This is a genomic window from Methylobacterium sp. WL18 (assembly GCF_008040015.1).
GTDB classification, from domain to species: Bacteria; Pseudomonadota; Alphaproteobacteria; order Rhizobiales; family Beijerinckiaceae; genus Methylobacterium; species Methylobacterium mesophilicum.
The window spans coordinates 1-2,810 of sequence record NZ_VRVD01000614.1 but is presented as its reverse complement, the minus strand read 5'-3'; the positions used below and the strand labels follow the sequence as shown (position 1 = coordinate 2,810).

Annotated in this window: 4 protein-coding genes; 1 reads left to right on the top strand and 3 read right to left on the bottom strand. The window is 71.4% G+C overall.

Going from position 1 to position 2,810, the window contains the following annotated elements; genetic code table 11:
- The first annotated feature begins 358 nt into the window (after positions 1 to 358).
- Positions 359 to 1,750, top strand: a complete 1,392-nt coding sequence (locus FV228_RS25865) for an L-serine ammonia-lyase (RefSeq protein ID WP_147857155.1) — start codon at positions 359 to 361, stop codon at positions 1,748 to 1,750.
- Positions 1,751 to 1,794: 44 nt separating this feature from the next.
- On the opposite strand, the gene FV228_RS25860 is transcribed toward FV228_RS25865, so the two are convergent.
- The 3 genes from FV228_RS25860 to FV228_RS25850 all read right to left on the bottom strand — a co-directional run bounded on the left by FV228_RS25860 (position 1,795) and on the right by FV228_RS25850 (position 2,670).
- Positions 1,795 to 2,040, bottom strand: a complete 246-nt coding sequence (locus tag FV228_RS25860; RefSeq protein ID WP_147857154.1) for a hypothetical protein — start codon at positions 2,038 to 2,040, stop codon at positions 1,795 to 1,797.
- On the bottom strand, positions 2,037 to 2,273 hold the full coding sequence (locus tag FV228_RS25855; protein ID WP_147857153.1) for a hypothetical protein: 237 nt from the start codon (positions 2,271 to 2,273) through the stop codon (positions 2,037 to 2,039). Before FV228_RS25855 ends, FV228_RS25860 begins: the two co-directional genes overlap by 4 nt.
- A gap of 193 nt (positions 2,274 to 2,466) precedes the next feature.
- Complete coding sequence (locus FV228_RS25850) at positions 2,467 to 2,670, bottom strand: hypothetical protein (RefSeq protein WP_058192874.1); 204 nt, start codon at positions 2,668 to 2,670, stop codon at positions 2,467 to 2,469.
- Positions 2,671 to 2,810 lie beyond the last annotated feature (140 nt).

The window sequence follows — 2,810 nt, the reverse complement described above, 5'->3', positions numbered from 1 at the left end:
CCGCGGCCGCGCGCCGCCCGGCAAGCACCTGCCGGCGGAGGCCGGTTCCCTGTCCGACCCTCCGGCCTCCCTCCATGTGGCCGCCGGAACGACATCGGTCCGGCGCGAGGCGAGGCATTGATACCCGCCCCCGGGGGGCCTTGGCCGGGATCCGGGCCGTAATCGCCGCTTGGCGCGTTTCTTCCATTCGGAGCTGGCGGGCCTCGATACGGGACGGTCCCGATCGCCGCATGGGAAGGCCGGCTCCGGCAGGCAGGCCGCGCACGACCGGGCAGCTGCGCCTATGACGCGAAGCTGGCTTTCAGAGAAAAGGTGCCGCGGGCCATGACGGGTCCCTGCGGCCGGGACAGGCAAACCGATGTTTCTGAGCGTGTTCGACGTGTTCAAGCCGGGCCTCGGCCCCTCGTCGTCCCACACGATGGGGCCGATGACGGCGGCCGCCGACTTCTTGGACCTCCTGCGCCGGCACGAGTCGGGCGCAGGGGCGGCCGCCCTCCGGGCGACGCTGCACGGCTCGCTGGCGTTCACGGGGCGGGGACACGCCACCGACCGCGCCGTAGCACTCGGTCTCCTCGGTTTCCGGCCGGCCGATATCCCCATGGACGAGGCCGAACGCGCGCTGGAGGCGCTGCGCGTCGAGAAGCGTCTCGCTCCGGCGGGCCTGCCGGTCCTGGCCTTCGATCCGGCGACCGCGATCGTGTTCGATTACGGGCCGCCGCTGCCCGGTCACGCGAACGGCCTGGTGATTACCGCCCTCGACGCGGCGGACGCGCCGCTCGTCTCCGAGACCTACTACTCGATCGGCGGCGGCTTCGTCGTCACCGCGGCCCAGCGCGCGGCCGAGGTGCCGCCGCCCACCGCGGCCGCGGATCTGCGGCTGTGGCCGTACCCGTTCGAGACCTCGGCCGCGATGCTGCGCATGGCCCGCGACAGCGGCCTGTCGGTGGCCGCGATGAAACGCGCGAACGAGGCCGTCGGCCGCCCCGACGCGGAGGTCGATGCCGGCCTCACCCGGATCTGGCAGGCCATGAATGCCTGCGTCGAGCGCGGCCTGGCCCGCGAGGGCGAATTGCCTGGCGGCCTGCGGGTCAAGCGCCGGGCCAAGCGGATCCGGGACCAGCTCAACCGCGAGCACGGCTCGAACACCGCCCAGCCGCACGTCATGGCGGATTGGCTGAGCGTCTACGCCATGGCGGTCAACGAGGAGAACGCGGCCGGCGGCCAGGTCGTGACCGCGCCGACCAACGGCGCCGCCGGCGTCGTCCCAGCGGTTATCCGGTACTACATCGACCATTGCATCGGCGCCGAACCGGGCCGAATCCCGGAATTCCTCCTGACAGCCGCCGCCATCGGCGGCCTGATCAAGCACAACGCTTCAATCTCCGGGGCGGAGGCCGGCTGCCAGGGGGAGGTCGGCTCGGCCAGCGCCATGGCGGCGGCCGGCCTCTGTGCCGTGCTCGGCGGGACGCCCGCCCAGGTCGAGAACGCCGCCGAGATCGCCCTGGAGCATCACTTGGGGATGACCTGCGATCCCGTCGCCGGCCTGGTGCAGGTGCCCTGCATCGAGCGCAACGGGATCGGCGCAACCAAGGCGGTGGCGGCGGCCTCGCTGGCTCTGCGCGGCGACGGCTCGCATTTCATGCCGCTGGACAATTGCATCGCGGCGATGCGGCAGACCGGCGAGGAGATGAGCGCGAAATACAAGGAGACGAGCCTGGCCGGGCTCGCGGTGAACCTACCGGAATGCTGACCGGGCCAATCCACCGGACCGGCGGCGCCCGCGTCAGGCGGGGCTCAGGATTTGAGATCGACGGTGACGCGGCCGGCGCTGCGCACCGGGCCGTCCCGGCCCTCGACCAGCGCGCGCAGATCCGCCTCGTCGAGGGGTTGCCCGTCCGGTCCGGTGATGCTGATGTTGTCGTGGCCGGCGGCCCGAAAATCGCCCAGCTTCTTGAGCGCCCATTCCGGCGTCGGGCAGTTGTATGTCGCGGTCCCGTGGGGCTTCCTCGCCCGCACGACGAAAGGCGGCGCGGCCGTCATTCGAGTTCGATGCCCGCCGCGCCGAGGATGACGCGCTGCTTCAGGATCGCGATGCGGTGGGTCCGGATCGTGTGCTCGATCTGGGTGACGCCCGGATCGTCATCGGTGGCGTTCAGCAGCACGAGCGCGTCCGACAACGCGGCGATCGCGAACTCGTCCAACAGGATGTTGAACGCGAGGCGTTCCCGCAGGGTCTCGCAGGTGCAGTCAGGCTGGTCTTTCCGCTGCGGCATGTTCAATAACGAGCGGGGCCGCCGTTGGTTCTCCGGCCGTCGCCCACACGCCGCCCGGCCGCCCCCTGACAAGGCAGGCGAGCGCAGGCATGCTGGCTGAACCCGCCGCAAAGCGGGCCGCCGGCATCGTCACCGAATCGGTGCGGCGCGCCTCAGATCAGGGATCGTGAGGCGCGCCGCCCGGATCATGTGTTCAGCGACGGCCGCCGTCGGCGCCCGGCTTCATGGCGCGCTCGATGGCCTCCATGGCGCTCTCGAACGCCTTCGCCTCGCTGCGGTGCGGACGATCGGATCGCTCGATCAGCTTGCCGCTCCGGCGGATGGCCCATTGGAAATGGCCCTCCGGCTTGGCGATGGGGGAGACCTCGATGGAGTAGGGGTGTGGTACGTCTGACATAAGTGCCCTATGCCAGCCTTGCCGCGCGGATGCCAGTCACCTGCGGGCATTCCGCGGCGCAATCTGTCATGGGCTGGGGGCAACGGACCGGTACGGCACCGCGGGCCCGGGCATCCGGGCGGGCGCGTCGGGCCGGGCAC